The sequence below is a fragment of the Psychrobacter sp. ENNN9_III genome, assembly GCF_001462175.1.
In the GTDB taxonomy this organism is placed as follows: domain Bacteria; phylum Pseudomonadota; class Gammaproteobacteria; order Pseudomonadales; family Moraxellaceae; genus Psychrobacter.
This window is the reverse complement of record NZ_LNUO01000003.1, coordinates 25,950-42,491: the sequence shown is the minus strand read 5'-3', so window position 1 is coordinate 42,491 and position 16,542 is coordinate 25,950. Positions and strand designations below refer to the sequence as shown.

The window sequence follows — 16,542 nt, the reverse complement described above, 5'->3', positions numbered from 1 at the left end:
CAGTACAACTTTTGTTACTACCTACCCAAACCACCTAATAAGCCAAGATGGCTTTTTTAAAAGGATATAGCATTATGAAAACGGATTTTCTACCATGCTCAACACTAAAAATCAGCACCCTCGCCTTAGCAATTGCCGCGGCAACACTGATATCAGTTTCTGCCTCAGCTGATGGAACTGCAGATTGTAATGAAAATGCTGGTGATTCAACTGCTTTAGAGTGTGGTGTTAATGCTACTGCAACAGGCGAAGATGCTCTTGCTGTCGGTACAGACTCGACTGCAACTGGCAATTCCACTACTGCTGTGGGCGGTGAATCAGCTGCTACTGGTCCTGGTGCAACTGCCGTCGGTTGGCGGGCTATCACTCAAGGAAATCGCTCAACAGCGCTAGGACACCAGACCTCCGCAATCGGTGTTCAATCAGTCGCCGTCGGTGAAGATGCAACTGCCACAGGCAATGGTGCAATCGCTATTGGCGGTAACAACGATGTAAATGATGACGGAACCTTGGACGAAGACGGTGTCGGTTCAAATGCCAATGGTAATGACGCTGTAGCAATTGGTGCTGGCGCCAGTGCTCAGGGTAACTCAACCACAGCAGTTGGTGGCGAATCAGTGGCTACCGGTCCTGGTGCAACTGCCGTCGGTTGGCAGTCGGGAGCAAACGCTGAGCGCGCTCAAGCTTTCGGTCATTTGGCTCAAGCAAACGGCGTACGCTCTACGGCAGTTGGTGAAGCAGCAACCGCTGGTGGTACTAACGATACGGTCGCCGTCGGTAACCAAGCCAACGCAGGTAATAATTCAGCTACTGCTGTCGGTGGTCAAGCCAATGCAGCAGGCTTAGGTTCTACCTCAGTAGGTTGGCAATCTGAAGCGACTGGTGAACGTGCCCAAGCATTCGGTCATTTAGCATCTGCGACTGGTCTACGTTCAACTGCGGTTGGTGAAGCGGCTAGCGCTGAGTCAGACAACGCTATCGCTATCGGTAATAACTCAGTAGCTTCAGGTCTTGACGGGGTTGCAATTGGCGGAGACAGAAGTGGTGTACGTCAGACGACTGCTTCTGGCACATCTTCAACTGCCCTCGGTGCTCAAGCTCAGGCAACTCAAGCAGGTGCTACCGCAGTAGGTTGGCAGTCAACTGCAAGCGCTGAACGCGCTCAAGCATTTGGTCACTTAGCTTCAGCAACGGGTGTTCGCTCTACAGCAGTTGGTGAAGCGGCAACCGCAGGCGGCTTAAACAGTATCGCTATCGGTAACCAAGCCTCCGCGGTAAACGACAATCAGATCACGCTGGGCGGCGCAGGTCAGCTGCAAGCAAGTACAGCCTCACAAACAGGCAATACCAACATCGTCACCACCGATGCCAACGGCACTTTAGGCACTAGTAGTGTCAGCGTAGATTCACTAGCAACGTCTAGACAACTTAACGATTTGCGCAGCGAGTACAATCGTCATGAAGATCGCTTAGATGAAGCGGAAGACGGTATCGCTATGGCACTGTCGTTTGAGACGCCAGTCATTCCTTCGGATAAGCGCTACGCGATGACAATTGGCACGGGTTATTATAGCGGTGGCTCAGCACTAAGCACGTCTTTTGCAGGCAGACTCAATGACAGCACGACCATCTCAGCTGGTGCTGGTGTTGGTCTTGATACGGGCAAAGTTGGCGCACGTGGTGGGGTCACTTTTGCTTGGTAGGATATGATTAGCCTTAATTAAATTAACTAAAATTAAGAAAGCCTCGCGATTGCGAGGTTTTTGTATAGCTAAAAAGGCTCAATTAGTACCCAATTTCATTTAGGATTGGCTCTATACCTTATAGCTTTAAACTTTTTAAATAATACTTAGTTACTGCTGTAAGTATAAAGCTTCAATACCTTAGATTCAGTTCTCTTCTCTCAGTTATCGCTATTATGCCCTAGAGTCTAAAACCCAACTGTCATCTGCCAATAAATCAGCACCGCACTCATACTAAAGAACGAGCCGATGGTAGAGACGATGACGATAGCCGACATACGATTAACTAGGCCATAATGTTGCCCGATGATAGCGATGGTCGAAAATGTCGGCGCTGAGGCGAACAGCATCGCCACATACTTACCTTCTAGCGTACCGCCCGGAATTAAGGTAATAGCCAGTAGAATCATGAGCGGGTGTAGTATTAGCTTACCCAAGCCGACCGTAGTGATTTTTGGTAAATCGCCTTTAAGCTCCAGCCCATACAGGCTCATACCGATCACAAACAGCGCAACAGGAGCCGCCGCGCCAGTAAGTATTTGCGCAGTTTGAGCGACCACTTGCGGTATAGGCAGACTAAAGATAGAAAAGATCACGCTGACCACTAAAGCAATGATCAGCGGATTACGAGTAAAGTTTTTGCCAATACCCAGCAGCACGCTGGCTAAAGACTTATTGGAAGTGGGATTTATATCAGCCATGATAAACAGCATCGGCAGGATGATAAGGTTTTCGATGATGACGCCCATGGATAAATAGGCGGCAGCCTTATCAGTGCCGATGACCATAGAGGCCACCGCATAGCCAATAAAGGCGCTGTTAGAGAACGAAAGCGCCGTAGAGTTGAGCGCAGCGGAGACATTATCTTGTCGCCAAATCACTTTGGTCAGCACGACACCGACTGTAAAAGCCATGACCGAGCCTAGAGCATAGGCAAACAGATAGTGCGGCATTATGACTTGTTGAAAAGGCATGTCTGCAATAGCGTTAAACATGAGTGCAGGCAGTGCAATATTTAGCACCAAACTACCCATGCCTTTAGCGTGCTTAGGAGCGATGGCTTTAATACGCACGCACAAATAGCCAAGCGCAATAATGATAAAGATAGGGGCGGTGATGTTAATAATGTCTAACATAGGTGTGATTGCCCCTTGTAGGCATAGATATAAAGGGGCAATTATAATCAATCAATCCTCAGATGAATATAAAATCAATCAAACTTTAACGCCCTTTTTTAACGACCTTTAAAATCCGCCTCGCGCCTTTCAACCATCGCCATCGCACCCTCGCGAGCGTCTTCTGAGTAAAATAAATGCGGCAAATAGCTATGAATATTAGCCAGTGCCGCGGCGGTGCCACTACGACTCACATCTTGTGCTGAGGACAGTAGCCCTTGTACGCCAAGCGGTGCAGCTGTGCAAATCTCTTTAGCAATTGTCAATGCGCGCTCGTATTCTTTGCCATTTGGCACGACTTCACTGACCAGATTGAGATTATCAGCGGTTTGTGCGTCAAAGGGTTTACCGGTTAATAAATATGGCATGGCTTTTTGCCACCCAGCTGCTGCCACAAATCTTACGGTTGCCCCGCCAAATGGCATGATACCGCGTTGCACTTCCATTTGTGCAAAGTTGCAGTTATCACTGGCGATGACCACATCACTGTTTAACATCAGCTCAATCCCTGCAGTAAAACAGGTGCCTTGTACCGCAACGACAATAGGCTTGGTGCGTAATTTGCCACTGATACCCCACGGATCAATCTCGTCATCGTTAAATTCAAACGCACCTTTGTCCCATTTGTCTTGCAGCTCCATGAGATCAAGACCAGCGGTGAAGTGCTCACCATGCGCAAATATCAGCGCACAGCGTAAATTATCGTCATTGTCATAATGAGTCAGCGCATCAGACAATTGATTGATCATATGGCTGTCAAAGGCATTGCGCTTATCTGCGCGATTTAGTCCAATAAGACAAATATAGCCTTGGACTTCATAAGTAATGCGAGTGTCTGTGTGATGGTTATGTTCCGTCGTCATGGTTGCGTCCTTTTATACTTGTCTTTATTGAGAATCGTAAGAAGTCGCTTTTAATATAGCCATCTATACACTATTACACAAGCAGCAAAGCCATTATCAATACTCGCTGACCTGACGATAATAGTTGACCTGATTTACGATTGGTGCAACTATTATTCAAACTAAAACATTACTCAGAGCCTATTATGGAATTTTGGCATGGATTTTTGCTTATCACTAGCGTACATCTGCTGGCGGCCGCTTCACCTGGGCCTGACTTTGTATTAGTTTCACGTGAAACTTTAACCAAAGGACGTCGTACTGGCTTGATTTGTAGTCTAGGTATTACAGTTGGTCTTGCGGTGCATATTATTTATTCCGTGCTAGGATTGGCGGCGGTAATAGCTCATTCGCAGCCGTTATTGACTGCTATTAAATGGTTGGGCGGTAGCTATCTGATTTATTTGGGATGGCAAGGTATTCAAGCCAAACCAAAGCCTACAACTGACTTAGCACTAGATACTCCACAGCAGGAAGCGATCAAACAGGCAAAGCAAGACGTTTTAAAAGCCGATTCAACCCTCGCTACCCTGCGACGCGGTTTCTTCTGTAATGTCTTTAACCCTAAAGCGCCCGTATATTTCGTCGCGATATTTACCCTCGTATTGTCCCCTGATATCCCGCTGTGGCAGCTCTCCATCTATGGCGTATGGATGATGGTGCTACAGATGGCATGGTTTAGCGCTGTGGTGATGCTGCTCTCTATTCCTGCTATTCTGCGACGTTTTGAACGTATGGAGCACTGGATAAACCGTATCTTAGGTAGCGCGATGATAATATTAGGGTTAAACCTCATTTTACGTAGCCGATAAGACATTCGCTACTCGCAAAATCTGCTAAACTGAGCAGTTATATTCAAACCTCAAAGCCCATACTATGACCAGTACCCGTCCAAACCCTAAACACCGAAACCGCGCACCTGCGACTGCCAAAAAACTTGGTAAGCTCCATCCGCGCAACCCGCACCAAGGTCGCTACGACTTTACGCTATTGACCCGCGCTTTACCTGAACTTGCCAAGCATACGATCACCAATCCTAAGGGTGAGCCGACGATTAATTTTTCGGATCATCAGGCGGTAAGGGTGCTCAATCAAGCACTATTGGCCCATTATTATGGTGTCAAGTTTTGGGACATTCCAGAAGGTTATTTGTGCCCCCCTATCCCTGGGCGCGCCGATTATATTCACTATATCGCAGACCTACTAGCGCAAACCAGTCATATCAATGCAGATAATACACCGCCAACAGGCAAAGAAATTCATGCACTCGATATCGGCACCGGTGCCAGCGCCATCTACCCTATCATTGGTAGTCAAAGTTATGGCTGGCGCTTTACTGCAAGCGACATTGACTCTATTTCGGTAAATACCGCTGCATTAATTTGCGAGGCCAATCCAAAGCTAAAAGGCGCAATTAAGGTCAAACTACAACCCGAGCCTAAGTATATTTTTAAAAACATCATTGGACGTCAAGACTACTTTGATGTGGTGGTTTGTAATCCGCCCTTTCATGCCTCCTTAGATGAAGCCTTGCAAGCAAATAGCCGCAAGCAGCACAACTTGCAGCGCCATCGTGGCAAAAACGAAAGCGCGCAAATCAGTCGTCACTCTACAAAGTCAGGTAATGCCGCGCAAAACCTCAACTTTGGCGGTCAACATAAAGAATTGTGGTCTGAAGGTGGTGAGATTGCTTTTTTGAGTAATATGATAAAAGAGAGCCAAAACTATGCTGAGCATGTTGGTTGGTTTACCAGTTTAGTCTCAAAGTCCGAAAACGTAAAGCCACTGCAGATGCTGTTAAAACAATTAAATGTCGCGCAAATGCGCATTATTGAGATGAGTCAGGGTCAAAAAAACACCCGTGTCTTAGCATGGCGTTTTGATACTGACGAAGCGTAATCATTGCCGAAACGTCTTGTCAGAGTTTCACGTGAAACAGAAAAGCCGCTATAAAGATTTTATAGCGGCTTTTTTATTTGAGCATAAAATAACGTCTCTATTTAGCTAAAAAACATGATTTTGAGCCCAATCAAAACCAATACGATGCCGCCGAGTGCTTCTGCTTTATCTTCAAGATACGTACCTGATTTTTTGCCCAAATAGATGCCCACTGCGCTAAAGACAGCCGTGACAATCGCGATGATCACACAAGCAAGCCACGCATTAAGTGCGAGTAGGTTTAAAGTAAAACCAGCCGCCATAGCATCGATACTGGTGGCAATCGCGAGGGTAAACATGGTGCGGTGATTGATATATTTTTCTGCGTTATCTCTTACTAAAGTGGCATTATTACTTATATCAAGCTGTTGATCTGCGATAGCCTCCTTACTACCCAAAAACACCTCATAGAGCATCTTGCCGCCCAGCCCAATAAGAATAAAACCACCGATCCAAGGAGCAGCAGCGGCAAGCCAGCCTAATAAAGCTGCACCCAGCAAATAACCAATAACCGGCATCACCCCTTGTGCAATCCCAAAATATAAGGCAGCGTAGACAGCCAGTCGCCCTATATATTGACGGCTTTGTTTTTGCGATTTAGCGCCCAGTCCTATAGAGACCGCGAACGCATCCATCGCCAAAGCGATAGCCAGTAGTACCACTTCAATCATTTTATTATCCAGTTATCCATTAGTTCAAAATATAGCAAAGGTATTAAAAGGTGTTAAATGAAATTTCACGTGAAACAAACCTATTATTGAAAAAATACCGCCTTGGAAGACAAGGCGGTATTTTATACTTAACGTAAAAGCTAAACCTTAGATATCAAGGTTAGAAACCGTTAATGCATTTTCTTCGATAAAGATACGACGCGGTTCGACATGATCGCCCATGAGACAAGTAAACATATGATCTGCGGCGATAGCATCTTCGATGGTAACACGTAGCATCCGGCGGTTTTCAGGATCCATTGTCGTATCCCACAGCTGGTCGGCGTTCATCTCCCCTAGGCCTTTATAACGCTGAATTGCCAAACCACGACGAGCATCTAGCATCATCTGTTGCCAGAGATAGTCAAAGTCGCGCACTGGAATATCTTTAGTCGTACCCGAGCTTGCTTCACGGCGGATAAAGGCATCGTCTTCAAGCAGCGTGTTCCATTCGCTTGATAAGCGGAGCAGCTTGCTATACTCACCTGAATTAATAAAACTTGCATCAAGCAAGTAATGATGTGCTAATTGATGCACATAAACGGTAATACGTGGTAACCACTGCGCTTTATTAGATATGGCTTCTACGTTTTCTACGGCTGGCTCAATATTCAACATATCTTCTGCAGCGTCCATATCCTCTGGTTGCTGCTCGTGAATATTTACCAGCTCAATTTCAGGGCTTAAGTCACTACCGAAGTGATTAAGCTGAGCTTGCATGGCCTCTTTCCATCCTTGCATGGCAGTTTTATCATACGTCATATCCGTGCTCAGCTTTGGCGTATGCGTCAACGCATCCAAAATCACTGCTGGAAAACGTATCTGCAAACGTGCCTTGATCAACTGCGTTTGGTTGTAGTCGTTCAGTAGCGTCTCAAGCGCTTGACCAGTAATAGCAGGAGCATCGGCACTGATGTGCAGCTTAGTATTATCAATCGTAGATGACAATAAATAGGCTTTGAGTGCTTCATCGTCTTTTAGATAGAGCTCTTGACGACCTTTTTTTACTTTATACAGTGGTGGTTGCGCGATATAAATATAACCACGTTCGATCAGCTCCGGCGTTTGACGGAAAAAGAACGTCAGTAACAAGGTACGAATGTGCGAACCATCAACGTCGGCATCGGTCATGATGATAATTTTATGATAACGTACTTTATCAGGGTTATATTCATCAGGGCCAATACCGCAGCCAAGCGCGGTAATCAAATTACCCACTTCTGCAGACGATAGCATCTTATCAAAACGCGCGCGCTCGACGTTTAGAATCTTACCTTTTAGTGGCAAAATCGCCTGCGTCTTACGGCTACGCCCTTGCTTCGCTGATCCGCCAGCGGAGTCACCCTCCACGATGTATAACTCTGATAAAGACGGGTCTTTTTCTTGGCAATCTGCCAATTTGCCTGGCAAGCCTGCGATATCCAAAGTAGTCTTGCGACGCGTCATCTCACGCGCTTTACGTGCCGCATCACGAGCCCTTGCCGCATCAATAATCTTATTGGCAATACCTTTAGCAGCGCTTGGGTTTTCAAGCAAATAATCATTAAACTTATCATGCATCGCTGACTCAACAGCAGATTTGACTTCGCTTGATACCAGCTTATCTTTGGTCTGACTAGAAAACTTTGGATCAGGAACTTTCACTGAGACAATAGCACTTAGACCTTCTCGAGCATCATCCCCACTGACCGCGACTTTCTCTTTTTTAAACAGGTTTTCACGATCCATATAGCTGTTTAGACCACGGGTAAGCGCTGAGCGAAACCCTGACAAGTGCGTACCACCATCACGCTGCGGGATGTTATTCGTGAAACAAAGTACTTTTTCATTATAAGTGTCCGTCCACTGTAGTGCGACTTCTACTGCGATACCATCATCTTGTTCGCTAGTAAAATGGAACACTTCATTGATGCCATCTTTGCCTGCATTGATATAGCTTACAAACTCAGATAACCCGCCTTTATGCTCAAACTCATGGCGCTTATCAATACGCTCATCAGTTAAGACAATACGCACGCCTGAGTTTAAGAAGGACAGCTCACGTAAGCGTTTGGCTAAAATATCGTACTCAAAAATGGTGCCAGTAAACACCTCATCGCTAGGATAAAAACGGATTTGTGTACCCGTTTTATCGGTCGCTTCCATTTGCTGAATATCAGCATCTGGCACACCGTCGGTATAAGTTTGATGGTAATGATAGCCTTCACGCCAGATATTCATCTCAAGCTTTTTCGATAAGGCGTTTACAACTGAGACACCAACGCCATGTAGGCCGCCTGAGACTTTATAACTGTTGTCGTCGAACTTACCACCAGCATGCAGTACGGTCATGATGACCTGTGCGGCAGACACCCCTTCTTCTGGATGAATATCAACAGGGACACCGCGGCCATTGTCCATGACACTGACCGACTCATCTTCATGAATGATAATATCGATCTGATCACAGTGACCAGCTAGCGCCTCATCGATAGAGTTGTCCACTACCTCAAAGACCATATGATGCAAACCTGTGCCATCATCAGTATCACCGATATACATACCGGGACGCACGCGCACTGCTTCTAGGCCGCGCAATACACGAATGTCTTTGGAGCTGTATTCAGATGGAAGTCCTTCAGAAATAGTCGCTGGCGCAATAGTCTCAACGATAGTATCTGACATCATATTATCTGATGCCAGTTGCTCGTAATCGGTAGGTAATGAATCACTCATGTGCATTCCTTAATCTAGCCACAATCAGCCATATATTATCAGCTCACCACTCTGGTAAGACTGTACAATATTATCTTAGAATTAATGTTTTACTGTTAGAACCTCGAATATGCACCATTAGCTAAAGCCACATACAAAGTGACGTTGACTATAAACTGATACATTGCATTTACCTGTAGTTTTTACTTTGCATCAAAACTATTGACAATAAATAAAAGTTCAAATTTATCAACCACTTAAATACTTGTGTATAATCATAAGCATTTAAATAAAGTCATAAGATAATTTGCTGAGAATAGGGCAAAAATAAAGCCTTATTTTAACATTTTTTTAGCTGTAAGTCACTGTTTACTGGCTGTTTTATGCCTTGGAAACAGTCGTTTTAGAGTAGTAAATATTGTATAAAGACCAGACAGCAGTTAGCTGCGAATATGAGAGGATAGAAAACAATAAAGAGATAACAAAGAAGTAAAAAGTAGTGATCTAATAATAGAATTTGCTAAGTCAAATAAATCTGACCATGTTTCACATGAAACGTTTTAGGATTTGACCATAATTCTTTAACTAGGGGTACAACATCATCAGTTAGACTGGTCATAAATACTTGACAAGGTAGGCGCGCTAAAGTTGTTAGTAATATTTTTATCGCTCTACTGTCCAATTCTGCCGTAATATCATCTAAAAGTACGACAGGAGTCATTCTCGTTTGGATGTCGCTATTAGGTAATTTTGTGACCATCTCATTATTAAGTAGCAAAGGCAATTGAGACAAACGCAATGCAGTAATCAAAAGCTTCTTTTCACCGCGAGATAAGACATTGGCTGCCTGTTCTTTCAAAATCGGCAACTTGTGGTTTAACTCATCTCTTAAGGCGACATCTACTTTTTTATCAGAATTTTTGGCTCCTGTAGAGTCACTAGAGCGCCAATGTACATGAATATCAGCACGATGGTTGCCGATACGAGTGTATCCTAACTGTAGATCCTGTTCTAGACGCTCATTAAGCTGCACGTCAAGTCCCATACTTGTATCATAACCAACATTGTAACTTAGGCTTAACTGCTCAGCATAGGCAGGTAGTAGTTGTGCGATACTTTTAGCAAAGTAAGGCTGCCATTCGGTAAATACTTGCTCACGATAATGGTGAATAAGCGCAGCGTGATTACCAAGTCCTTTGTCCCAAGATCTCAGCTCTGCAAGCTGAACATGTGATAAATGATTCGTCTTTTTTAATAAACTATTGCGCTGTTTTAAAAGTCTTTGATAAGCAACCCACTGCGGATGAAAACCCTGTTTCATGTGAAACACTAACCAGTCTAGTAATTGCCGTCGACTGGCACTACCCTGCTCTAACATATCCATTGTGGAAGGGTCTATCAACAGCGTGGGCAACTGTTCGGTGAGGATGCTTTGGTTGTAGACAGTGGTTTGATTAAGGCGTAATAAGGTTGTCGCATCGGCTTGCTTTTGAATAGCTAATGTACTGTTATCAGTCAGCCTAGCATGTACAGTAGTACTGTCTTTATGATGCTGAATATAACGTTTGGGCTGATGATGACGAAAGCTTTTACCTCTTGATAATAAAAATATTGCTTCAAGTAGTGAAGTTTTGCCGCTACCATTGACACCGATGATGACATTACAAGCGGCAGAAGACAGGTCAACTTGAGATAAGTTACGCAAATATGAGACTTGTAGACGTTCAATCATAATAGCGACAGCCGCCTATTAAAAATGTTTACACAAACAGATAAAAGTTTGTGAAAATAAAGATTTTAAGAGTTAACTCAAGTTAAAGGTTTAGAACTTACAAAGGCTGCTTTTGATCCAAATTGTCAAAAAACAACCTCAATAACACCATCAAAAACCATATGCACGTTATTTTTAATGTTGATAAACCGCGAACACTATATACGCATTGGCATAATCACATACTGATGGAAGTCATCATTTAGCTGATTGACCAGTACAGAAGCGTTTGATTGGCTCATATGCATTTGCAAATCACCTTGAATAACACCTAGCACATCTTGTAGATAAGCGGCGTTAAATGACAACTCCATAGGCTCACCTTGATACTTAGCTTGTATCATCTCAACAGCTTCATCTTGCTCAGCGTTGTTGGCGCGGACTTCTACCATACCGTCACTAGCAAAGTTGAACACCACTCCGCGAGATTTTTCATTACTTAAGATTGCAACACGGCGCAGTACTTCCGTCATTTTTTCTTGATTAAACAAGGCCAATTTGTCAGTGTTACTTGGCATAACGCGGCGATAGTCGGGAAACTTACCATCAATCAAACGCGCGGTAAAAGTCACCATTAGATCTTGACTGACCTGCCCTGTACTATCCACCTCACCAAAAGGCAAACTGACTTGCAAAAATTCACGACCAAAACTTAAGGTCACCGGATTGTCTTTATCGCCCAGCATTTTACCAAGCTCAGAAGCCAAACGCTCAAGCTCAATGACAGCTTTACGTGGTAAAATGGCTTGCATATTCAAATCGCTACTGACATCGATCACACTACGTGCTAAAGCCAATCTATGCCCATCGGTCGCAACCGTCGTCAGCTGCTGCTGTGAGACATCAAATAACATGCCAGTTAAATAATAGCGTACGTCTTGGATTGCCATTGCAAACTGAGTCTTATGGATCAAATCAGTCAGACGACTGCGACTGATCGTCAATGGCGTGATGTTTTCTGGGTTGCCTAAGCTTGGATAATCTTCACTAGGCAAAGTACCCAAAGTAAAACGGCTCTTGCCACTAGTTAGTAAGCAGCGCTCGTTTACCTGGGTAGTAAGGTTTACCTGTGCTTGAGTGGGCAAAGACTTGCAAATCTCTTTTAATTTGGTTGCCGGTAATGTCGTTGTCCCCGCTTCAATACAAGCACCTGTAGGCAATCTCAATGTCGATGTCAGCTCTACTTCTAAATCAGACGCGGTCAAAACAAGCTCAGACTCAGACAACTGCAGCTTTATATTACCTAAGATCACCATGTTATGACGCTTGTCAGCAGCCTTGGCGATTAAATTAATAGCTTTTAGTAACGACTCTCGATTAATCGATAATTGCATGCTTAGTTACTCTTATTTAAGTTACTATAGTCGATTCTACATAAAACAGACACGTTATATGCCAACGCGGAACTGGTATAAATTTTTCTGGCTTGCTGTGCCTACGCAGACAGGGGCTGCAAAAAATTCATCCCAGTCCCGCTGTATCTTTTTCATATTGGACTGACCATTAATAACTGTGACAAAGGACTGTTTACCATGCTGAATAACGTTACTACTATGGCAAGCTCATTACGCCAACACCTGCCCTTTTCATCTAATCAAGACCATGACATCACCCCTTATTACCGAGATCATGTTGCCGCTATTACTGGTGCAGGTTCTGGCATGGGACGTGAGCTTGCCATTCATTTAGCGCAAATGGGCTGTCATGTTGCGCTATCCGATATCAACGCTGAGCAATTGGCCCAAACCAAGGATTTGCTGGTTGGTTACGATATTAAGGCGACTACAACAATACTTGATGTCTCAGACAATAAAGCGGTTGAAGCTTGGGCCGTTGATGTCATGAGCGATCATAGCAAAGTGAATTTTATCTTTAACAATGCAGGCGTGGCGCTATATTCTACCGTAGAGGGCAGTAGCATCAGCGAGCTTGAATGGGTGATGGATATTAATTTTTGGGGTGTGGTTTACGGCACCAAGGCGTTTCTGCCTTTGATTAAAAATAGTGTCAAAGCCACTGAAACGGACAATAGCAATCACACAGACAAAAACGCCCGCCAGTTTTCTGAGCATGGTCATATCGTCAATATCTCCAGTCTCTTTGGACTGACCGCCCAGCCCTCACAATCCGCCTATAACGCTAGCAAGTTTGCAGTGCGCGGCTTTACCGAGAGCCTGCGTCAAGAGTTAGATATTCAGCGCTGCGGCGTGTCAGCGACCTGTATCCATCCAGGAGGTATTAAAACCAATATCGCCAACAGTGCGCGTGGTAATGACAGCATAAACGATATTGGCATGCGTACTGGCCCAAAAGCCATCAGAAGTTTTAATAAGTTTTTGAAGTTCGATGCCAGTGATGCCGCTTGGATCATTTTGCAGGCGGCCGCGACCAACCAGCGCCGCTGCCTGATTGGCAACGATGCCAAAATGATCGATGCCGTACAGCGCATCTTTCCAGCGCGATATAGTCAAGTGTTAAACGACGTCAATAAGTTATCTCGCAAGCTAAAACCGCGACGTGCCAAAAAACCCAATCATGGCAGATGATTTTTTCTTGTTCTATCTGGAGTTACCTCCCTATAAAACAGACACAGTACGACTGGGAGCAGTTTGGCAGCGCCTCTATCGGCGTAGGCGCAGCAAGAAAAATTGACACTCCTCACACATGGTACAGTTACCTACTGATTTTACTTAGAATTGTCAAAAAAAGGCGCTTAACCCATGTGTGGTTAAGCGCCTTTTTTCGGTTTGTCGCTATCTATAGCATTGCGTTTATGATTGACGATTCTGACCTTATTAGCGGGTAAGCGCTTGCGCATAAACTGTGACACTTTACGTATTTATATACTTTAACACGTTATATTTGCTACAATTATGTTTCTAGCAACTTACTGCTTATTATCTATTTATATTGTTATTTACCGGCTAAATATCCGGCTTGCTTTTTTATTGATACAGCACTTACTCCAGACCTAGATTAGGCACAGTTCTATCAGCATGACGGTTAAATTACCATATAAATATATATTCAGATATTATCTTTTATAATAAGGATATTCCAGTGAAAACATTTCTAGCAATACCGTCGCCTTTTTTGTTGGCGACTATCGTGGCTGTCGGTGCCACTAGCATCACGGCCTGTAGCGACTCAGAGACCAAGGCGGTGGACCGTGTCGAAGAAGCAGAAGCCCTCGCCCGCGTCAAATCGCTTGAAGCACGCGCCGCTGAGATTAAAAACGACATGGCCGCAAACCCCGGTGCCAAACTAAACATCAGCATGCCAGATGAGTCGACCATCCCTGATAATGAATATGGCGCCGCTGTCCGCCGAGGGTTGGAGCTTGCCAATCATACGTACCGAGAGCTGCCAAATAACGTCGGCAACAAGCTCAATTGTACCAGCTGTCACTTAGCCAATGGCTCAGAAGCCTATGCCGCACCGTGGAATGGCCTACCGGGTATCTTTCCGATTTACCGCTCGCGTGATGCTCGCGTCAACTCGTTACAAGAACGGGTCAATGGCTGCTTACAGCGTTCGATGAACGGCACGCCACTGGATCTAGATTCAGAGGAGATGAATGCCTTTATCTCTTATATGACATGGCTATCACAAGATATGCCTATTAAGGTATCGCCAGAAGGCCGTGGGTTTGTCAAGATTGACAACACACTGACCCCAGACCCCGTCAAAGGCAAGGAGATATTTGCCAATACCTGTAGCACCTGTCATGGTGAAAATGGTGAAGGTCAATACAATGACGACGGCACCTACGTATATCCTGCCGTCGCTGGTGAAAACTCATTCAACGACGGCGCAGGTATGGCACGTACCTATAAGGCAGCAGCCTTTGTGAAAGGTAAAATGCCGTTTGGTCAAGGCAATACCCTAACCGATCAAGAAGCCATCGATGTGGCCAGCTACTTTACCCACTTGCCGCGCCCTGTCAAAGCCAACAAAGACAAAGATTGGCCAAAAGGCGGCGCGCCTGTTGATGTACGCCGTTAATAAAGGTCAGTGGTTTAGACAATAAAAGGACTCAGATAAAAAGCCCAGCTATAAATAACTGGGCTTTTTTGCGGTATGCATAACCATCATAGTAATATTTAAGGTAGCTTCATATCACCTTCTACCAGCCAGCCCATACGCCGCATCACATAAGCGACGATACCGGCAATCACGGCTGGCAGCACAAACATCAATAACACAATCGCCGTCCATAGCTGTGCGGTGCTCATCAGTCCTTGCGAGGCCTCGATGACGCCAAACACCCCGACCAACCCCGCCGTACCCATGCCAGCGCCAGTTGCGGTACATGCCAGCCCAAAGCCGACTGTCGCAATAGGACCGACGATAGCGCTAGCGACAACGGCTGGCAATAAAATTAATGGCTTTTTAAGTACATTAGGTATTTGTAGCATACTGGTGCCAAGCCCCTGAGAGACCACCCCGCTGACACCGTTGTCCTTAAAGCTCGCCACGGCAAAGCCGATCATGTGCGCCGCGCAGCCCACCACCGCCGCCCCGCCTGCCAGCCCGCCAAGCCCGATAGCGATACAGATAGCTGCGCTTGAGGTTGGTAGCGTCAGTAAAATGCCAACCACAACTGCTATCACGATTCCCATTAATAACGGTTGTAGCTCAGTGGCGGCTTGGATACCTTGTCCAATAGCATCAACAGCAGCGACGATAGGTGGATTGAGTAGCGCACAGACCAATAGCGCGATACCACACACCACAAGTGGTACTAATAGAATGTCAAGCTTAGTCTTGCCAGCGACCCATGTACCAGCGCGATAAGCAAATACCGATGCCAAATATGCCCCTATCGGGTTGCCAGGTAAAGCGACAAAAGTTGCCGGACCGCTCACTTGCGGTGTAAAGAGCGTCCCCGCCATTAATGCTTCAGAATGGGCGCCGAGCATACCTGCCACCAAGCAACTTAGCATAACCAATGTTGGTGCTTTGAGGTAATAGGCAATACCCACTCCGATACCAGCGCCCATCAAAATAGAAGCCAGTTTACCGACAGCGATAAGGGCTGGTAAGTCTAACCAGCCACCAATTTGCGAGATGATAAGGCCAGCGATTAAGGTGACAAATAGCCCTAGAGCCATACCAGTAAAAGCATCGATAAAATACTTTTGAAAAAATGCTTTAAACATATTGACAGATGGGGCGGAGAAACAAATCCAATTGCAAAGGGTTCATCTCCCATGCGTCTTTTAGCGTTTGAAATTCTGGCTCCTGCGAGGTCATGATGGTTTCATCAATCAGCGCACAGTAAGCGTACTTAGCTTCATGAATATCTTCTGATAAAAAGCCTTTTTTGCGTGCATTTATCTCAAATTTATCTAGGAAGTCGTATATCTTTTGACGAAACTTATGTGGTTCGGTACTAAAGTAGTGGTTGCGTAGTAAGAACACTAAATAAAAGCCGTCATACATGATATCAACCAGCGATTGGCTGCTGATGCGTTTATCAAGACCGATTGCTGAGACCTTTGATGCCACCTCACCTGAATCTAACAATGAGGGCGCAGAACCAATTGAATTATTCCCTGACATGATCGTTCCTAATGCTTAATTTTTGAAAATACTGGTTTTGGAGAT

Annotated in this window: 13 protein-coding genes; 5 read left to right on the top strand and 8 right to left on the bottom strand. The window is 45.1% G+C overall.

Translation table 11 applies throughout. The annotated features are described in order from the left end of the window. Positions 1 to 74 precede the first annotated feature (74 nt). A complete protein-coding gene (locus PENNN9_RS00370) occupies positions 75 to 1,703 on the top strand; it encodes a YadA-like family protein (protein ID WP_058367799.1) in 1,629 nt (542 codons plus the stop codon). Positions 1,704 to 1,930: 227 nt separating this feature from the next. Here the strand turns inward: PENNN9_RS00370 and PENNN9_RS00365 are convergent, their stop codons facing one another. Both PENNN9_RS00365 and PENNN9_RS00360 read right to left on the bottom strand, forming a co-directional pair. After that, positions 1,931 to 2,878 carry an AEC family transporter gene (locus PENNN9_RS00365; protein ID WP_058367798.1) on the bottom strand — a complete coding sequence of 316 codons (948 nt, stop codon included), beginning with the start codon at positions 2,876 to 2,878 and terminating at the stop codon, positions 1,931 to 1,933. Positions 2,879 to 2,976: 98 nt separating this feature from the next. Continuing rightward, positions 2,977 to 3,780 carry a crotonase/enoyl-CoA hydratase family protein gene (locus PENNN9_RS00360; protein ID WP_058367797.1) on the bottom strand — a complete coding sequence of 268 codons (804 nt, stop codon included), beginning with the start codon at positions 3,778 to 3,780 and terminating at the stop codon, positions 2,977 to 2,979. Between the two features lie 185 nt (positions 3,781 to 3,965). Between PENNN9_RS00360 and PENNN9_RS00355 the strand changes: the two genes are divergently transcribed. Next, positions 3,966 to 4,631, top strand: a complete 666-nt coding sequence (locus PENNN9_RS00355; RefSeq protein ID WP_058367796.1) for a LysE family translocator — start codon at positions 3,966 to 3,968, stop codon at positions 4,629 to 4,631. A 64-nt stretch (positions 4,632 to 4,695) separates the two neighbouring features. Further along, positions 4,696 to 5,718 (top strand): 23S rRNA (adenine(1618)-N(6))-methyltransferase RlmF, encoded by a 1,023-nt coding sequence (gene rlmF / locus PENNN9_RS00350; RefSeq protein WP_058367795.1) that lies wholly within the window; start codon positions 4,696 to 4,698, stop codon positions 5,716 to 5,718. Between the two features lie 101 nt (positions 5,719 to 5,819). Here rlmF and PENNN9_RS00345 read toward each other — a convergent pair whose 3' ends face one another. The 4 genes from PENNN9_RS00345 to dnaN form a co-directional block, all read right to left on the bottom strand. Next, positions 5,820 to 6,428, bottom strand: coding sequence for a manganese efflux pump MntP family protein (locus tag PENNN9_RS00345; protein WP_058367794.1), 609 nt, complete (start codon positions 6,426 to 6,428; stop codon positions 5,820 to 5,822). Between the two features lie 147 nt (positions 6,429 to 6,575). Beyond that, positions 6,576 to 9,149 carry a DNA topoisomerase (ATP-hydrolyzing) subunit B gene (gyrB, locus tag PENNN9_RS00340; RefSeq protein WP_058367801.1) on the bottom strand — a complete coding sequence of 858 codons (2,574 nt, stop codon included), beginning with the start codon at positions 9,147 to 9,149 and terminating at the stop codon, positions 6,576 to 6,578. Between the two features lie 532 nt (positions 9,150 to 9,681). Continuing rightward, a complete protein-coding gene (recF, locus tag PENNN9_RS00335) occupies positions 9,682 to 10,893 on the bottom strand; it encodes a DNA replication/repair protein RecF (RefSeq protein WP_058367793.1) in 1,212 nt (403 codons plus the stop codon). 197 nt (positions 10,894 to 11,090) lie between these two features. Further along, complete coding sequence (gene dnaN, locus PENNN9_RS00330; RefSeq protein ID WP_058367792.1) at positions 11,091 to 12,266, bottom strand: DNA polymerase III subunit beta; 1,176 nt, start codon at positions 12,264 to 12,266, stop codon at positions 11,091 to 11,093. Positions 12,267 to 12,464: 198 nt separating this feature from the next. On the opposite strand from dnaN, the gene PENNN9_RS00325 reads away from it, so the two are divergent. Continuing rightward, positions 12,465 to 13,478: an SDR family NAD(P)-dependent oxidoreductase gene (locus PENNN9_RS00325; RefSeq protein ID WP_075103726.1), complete on the top strand. Its 1,014-nt coding sequence runs from the start codon at positions 12,465 to 12,467 to the stop codon at positions 13,476 to 13,478. A 514-nt stretch (positions 13,479 to 13,992) separates the two neighbouring features. Beyond that, complete coding sequence (locus PENNN9_RS00320) at positions 13,993 to 14,937, top strand: c-type cytochrome (protein WP_058367791.1); 945 nt, start codon at positions 13,993 to 13,995, stop codon at positions 14,935 to 14,937. 98 nt (positions 14,938 to 15,035) lie between these two features. On the opposite strand, the gene PENNN9_RS00315 is transcribed toward PENNN9_RS00320, so the two are convergent. Both PENNN9_RS00315 and PENNN9_RS00310 read right to left on the bottom strand, forming a co-directional pair. Beyond that, a complete protein-coding gene (locus PENNN9_RS00315; RefSeq protein ID WP_058367790.1) occupies positions 15,036 to 16,094 on the bottom strand; it encodes a PTS transporter subunit IIC in 1,059 nt (352 codons plus the stop codon). Next, positions 16,087 to 16,497, bottom strand: a complete 411-nt coding sequence (locus PENNN9_RS00310) for a DotU family type IV/VI secretion system protein (RefSeq protein ID WP_227511668.1) — start codon at positions 16,495 to 16,497, stop codon at positions 16,087 to 16,089. Before PENNN9_RS00310 ends, PENNN9_RS00315 begins: the two co-directional genes overlap by 8 nt. Between the last annotated feature and the right edge of the window lie 45 nt (positions 16,498 to 16,542).